Origin of the sequence: Bacillus sp. JJ664, from assembly GCF_036962205.1 — a bacterium.
Classification (GTDB): Bacteria; Bacillota; Bacilli; order Bacillales; family Bacillaceae_G; genus Gottfriedia.
In genome coordinates this window covers 1-3,133 of the sequence record NZ_JBALMS010000220.1, presented here as the reverse complement: position 1 = coordinate 3,133, position 3,133 = coordinate 1, and the positions used below count along the sequence as shown (strand labels likewise).

Below are 3,133 nucleotides of genomic sequence, written 5' to 3'. Positions count from 1 at the left end.
AATCTCATTAATAGAGGGAAGTGAAGTCCTTAACAAAATAAAATTATTATCTTTTTATGTACTTATATATTTTCATATTCTATTTTTACTGAGATTACCAACTGGTCAAGCAAGCTTTACAATCATAGATATATTTAGAAATGAACAAAAAGAATAAAATGATTGAAAGTCATTGTTTTAATGGCGTATGGGTAATACAGCAAAATATGTCACTACAACAAATAGTTTAATATATAAGGGGGTTAATTTATGGGAATGTCAAAATACTATAAAAAAATACGTGAAGTCATGGGGAATGAACTGATTTTTATGCCATGTGTGGCTGGAATTATTCGTAATCAAGATGGAGAAATTTTATTACAAAATAAAGGAAACGGTGAAAAATGGAGCCTTCCTGCAGGTGCGATTGAAATGGGGGAAGCCCCTGCCGAAGCAGTTATTCGTGAAGTTTGGGAAGAAACTGGATTAACAGTGATTCCAAAGAGGTTGGTCGGAATTTTCGGAGGAAAAGATTTTCGTTACCAATATCCAAATGGACATAAAGTTGAATATAACGTTTTTATGTTTGAGTGTGAAGTTAAACAAGGTGAACTTGCCCCAATGGATGATGAGACGGTAGAATTACGTTATTTTGATCCAAAAGAAATGCCCGAACTGGCATTACCGTATCCAACATCTATTTTCATACAAAAAGAAAGTGAGAATGTCTACTTTCAGTGGGATGAAAAGTGGACAAAAAATCTTTCATTAAAATAAATAAGTAGTTCAACAAACGTAAATAGGAGGTGCTCAGCCATGGATTTTAATTTTATAGAATGTAAACAAAGCGCTGTTGAACATTTAATCTCGGAATATGTTAATAAACTAAGTTCTCCTATTGATTCCTTTTTAGAGGACCATATAATTCAATCTACGTTCTATTCAATTTGTGACAGTACTGCAGTCATAGGCTATTATGCCATTCATAAAGATCAATGCCTTACACAATTTTATATAGACTTACCTTATTATCATGTTTCGCAAAAAATCTTTCATCAAGTTCTTGAGGAACATTCGGTTCAATCCATAATGGTCCCAACTTGCGACGAGCTTTTTTTAAGCTTGGTATTAGATCATGATTATAAAATTGAAAAACAAGCTTATTTCTTTCAAGATAATAAAATGGACATTGCAAAAGAGAAGTTATATAAAAATGCAGAATTTAGAGTTGCAGTGCAAAGCGATGCTAAAAACATAAAAGAGGTATGTCAGGACTTCATTGATGAAATAGAGGAGCGTATTGAAAACAAACAATTATTCACATTAATGGATGGAAACATACTAATTGGAGTAGGGATTGCAGAAAGAAGTAAGCTACTCAAAGGATATGCAAGTATCGGCATGTTTACAAATGAACTATATAGAAAAAAAGGGATTGGTAGGACGATGATACATCATTTGAAAGAATGGTGTTATGACAATCATTTAAATCCGATCTGTGGCTGCTGGTATTATAATGTACACTCGAAACTAACATTAGAAAGTGCTGGTATGGTTTCTAAAACTAGATTATTAAACATCAAAGTCACCTAATAATTTAAATTGTTGATTCTTACAAAAAATAAAATATAATACTTAAACATACAACTGGAGCTTACAAATGAAAAAATTATTAATACTCGTTTTGGTTTTACTTTTAATTCCTTTGGGTTGTGAAAAACGTGAGAAAAATACATTGGATACTTCTAATTTAAAAAAGAATGATCAAAATCTATCACGACTTACCAAGGAACAAAGAAAGATGATTCCCATAACTTATGAATCTTCTTCTTTAGAAGAAGGGTTAAGGGCACTTCCATTTACAATAAAAATACCTAATAAACTACCGTTTAAGGTAGAACCGATTGAGTCATTGTCCATTGATGATGTTGGTCATAATGGTAAGAAGTTGAGTGTGCATTATTTTCTTTCCCATATTAATAAATCAAAATTCTTTGTCATGGATGTAACGATTTATAATTACAATCCTGAATTTGAACCTGATTATGATTTAGAAGAAAAAAATGAAATTGTTCAACTAAAAGATGGGGCTAGCGGAACTTATACAGGAGATTCTTCGTCTTTAGGCGTTTCATATAAAGTTGATCAAACGAAAAAAGCAGATGCAGATGATTTTGAAAAAGGTTTGATTCAGAATACACTTATTTTTGAAAAAGCTGGTTTATATTATGAACTTGGATTTGTAGCAAATATTGGCACTACAGAACAGATTAAACAATATGTTACTAATATCGCAAATCAAATGATGTAGGTATTCTTATAGTAAAAGGAGCTTTTAGCTTCATCTAAAAAAATGGCAAAAAACTACGGGATTGCTTAGGTAATCCTTTTAGTATGTTTTACTGGCGAAATGACATATTTTCATTTTTGAAGCATCCCCAAAAATCGGAAAAGTTTGGTAATTAATAATGATGAACTTTATATTGTCGAACTTGCGTATAAAAGATATAGTAAATTAGAGACTTTTAGAAAATCTATTCTCTTTAGTATTAGAAATAGAATGTTGAAGGTTTAAAAAGATTTTGGAGAAAATAGATCATGCACAGAAATCGGTTAATGAAATCAAATACAGACTATGTATTTTTAGGTGTTTGTGGTGGAATTGCAGAGGGGCTTTTGATTCCATCATTTATTGTTAGATTGGTATTTATATTTTTGCCGGTTTCAATAGTACTCTATTTAATTTTGGGAGCACTTATGGGCAAGGATGATTCACTCTATGGTAATTTTCATTATAAAAAGAACAACACATTTAAAACAGTATTGTTAGCACTTGTTTTATCTGCGATTGTTGTAATCTTTTTTAATAGTCTTTGACCTTATATTTTTTCACAATGAACTGCTACGGCAGTTTTTTTGTGGCGGAAATGGAAGGACTGCTAACCTGATGTAATAATTTAAAAACCAAAAATGCAGAAGAGATAAAATATATTTTAGATATAAAGGATATTTGAGGAGAATAATTTGAAATATAACATGAATCAATTTAAAAACAGATTATTTAAAGGCAGAATGAAACAAATTGTAATCATTCAATACTTTTTACTCATTCCAATATTGATCTATCTGGCTTTTTCTTTTTCAATTGAGAATA

At 30.6% G+C, this 3,133-nt stretch carries 4 protein-coding genes; all 4 read left to right on the top strand.

Going from position 1 to position 3,133, the window contains the following annotated elements:
• The first annotated feature begins 249 nt into the window (after positions 1-249).
• Entirely contained in the window at positions 250-756 is a 507-nt protein-coding gene (locus V7056_RS20450) for an NUDIX hydrolase (RefSeq protein ID WP_499704224.1), read from the top strand.
• 39 nt (positions 757-795) lie between these two features.
• On the top strand, positions 796-1,572 hold the full coding sequence (locus tag V7056_RS20445; RefSeq protein WP_499704223.1) for a GNAT family N-acetyltransferase: 777 nt from the start codon (positions 796-798) through the stop codon (positions 1,570-1,572).
• Between the two features lie 67 nt (positions 1,573-1,639).
• Positions 1,640-2,290, top strand: a complete 651-nt coding sequence (locus V7056_RS20440; protein WP_499704222.1) for a hypothetical protein — start codon at positions 1,640-1,642, stop codon at positions 2,288-2,290.
• 287 nt (positions 2,291-2,577) lie between these two features.
• Complete coding sequence (locus V7056_RS20435) at positions 2,578-2,856, top strand: PspC domain-containing protein (RefSeq protein ID WP_499704221.1); 279 nt, start codon at positions 2,578-2,580, stop codon at positions 2,854-2,856.
• Positions 2,857-3,133 lie beyond the last annotated feature (277 nt).